The sequence below is a fragment of the Rhodococcus sp. NPDC049939 genome (genome assembly GCF_040656415.1).
In the GTDB taxonomy this organism is placed as follows: Bacteria; Actinomycetota; Actinomycetes; order Mycobacteriales; family Mycobacteriaceae; genus Rhodococcus_F.
On record NZ_JBFAMC010000019.1, the window covers coordinates 1 to 1,446 of the forward strand.

Sequence of the window (1,446 nt, forward strand, 5' to 3'; positions counted from 1 at the left end):
GGGCGGCGAAGTCGGGGAGGTCGGGTGTGGGTGCGGCCTTGCTGCCGGGTTTCCAGCTTTCGGGCAGGGGGCGCGGTTCCCAGTCGGAATACAGTTGGGCCCAGGTGCCGTCGGCGATGATCGCGTCGAGCCCGGAGTTCAGTGCATCGATCAGAGGCTGGTTTTCCTTCGCGACCACCCAAGACGCTACATTGTCGGGAATGAACGAGTCCTGGACGATCGAGACCGGGTCACTGGGTGAGATGATGCCTTCGGCCTGCGTCGACGCTGCCACCCAGGCGTCGATCTGCCCGGACAGAAGGTTCGCGTATATGGTGGCGTAATCCGGAAACTTCACCGGGTCGAGTCCCAGCGTGTTCTCCACGTAGTCGTCCTGTTGTGTGCCCTGGAGGACGCCGATGCGGGTGGAGGAGTTCAGGTCGCTGAAACTCTGGATGGGCCCGTCGGTAGGGGCGACCAACGAGTTGTAGGCGAAGTCGTAGCTATTGGTGAAGCCGACGGTGGCGCGGCGCTGGTCCGTCGTTCCGATGTTTGCCGATCCGACGTCGAAGCGGTGGGCGGCAACCTGGGCGAGCAGTCCCGCGAACTCGGTGCCGACGAAGTTGATCTGCAGGCCCAGTTTCGCGGCGATGGCCTTGAGGAGTTCGTTGTCGTAGCCGGAGAATTGGCTCTCCGAGTTGATGCAGATGCCCGGTGGTGCGTCCGTCAGGGTGCCGACGGTGAGGACACCGGGGGTGATCAGGTTCAACCTCGAGGCGTCGATCTGATCGAGCGGGACGACGCTGTCGGTGGTATACCTGTCGACGGTTGTCTCCGACCCCACCTCTACGTTGGTGGGCGCGGCGGTTGCAGAGCCGGGTCCGGGCGGAGAGCACAGATCGCGCGCCGCCGCTCCCGATGAACTCTCGCCACTCGAACACGATGCTAGCGCCAATACGGCTGTGAGCAGCAGTGCGACCAGAACACGAACCTTTGTTCCGGCGGAAGACAGCATGGTGGCAAGACTAGCCCCGGATAGCGAGGTTTTCTCGGTCAGCAGATGCCTCGGCGCGCGGCCCGGGTCCTCGATTTCCTACAGAACCTGTGACAGGAACTGTTCCAGCCGTTGAGTTTTCGGTTTCTCGAATAGCTGATCAGGGCTACCGGTCTCGACGACGGAACCGTGGTCCATCAACAGCACGGTGTCGGATACTTTATGGGTGAAACCCGTTTCGTAGGTGACCACGACCATCGTCATGCAGCCCTTGGCGAGGTCGGCTTCATGGCCAGGGCTCGTAGGCCATCGCCCTATCCCCTTTCGGCGACGATGGACTGCTCCACCGGATCGAGAGTTCTAGACCTGTCCCTGCGTCCGGTGCGCAGGCGGTGGTCGATGTAGTTGACGAGGTGGGTCAGCGGGACGGTCAGGGCGAGGTAGAACAGGCCGGCGGCTACCAGTGGTGAGAG

At 62.7% G+C, this 1,446-nt stretch carries 1 protein-coding gene and 1 pseudogene; both read right to left on the reverse strand.

The features are described 5' to 3' along the window. Positions 1-994: ABC transporter substrate-binding protein (locus tag AB0I57_RS20060; RefSeq protein WP_358339345.1), on the reverse strand; the 994-nt coding region annotated here is incomplete at its 3' end. Between the two features lie 78 nt (positions 995-1,072). Next, positions 1,073-1,258, reverse strand: a pseudogene (locus AB0I57_RS20065) (peptide ABC transporter ATP-binding protein); the annotation flags it as partial. Positions 1,259-1,446: the final 188 nt, after the last annotated feature.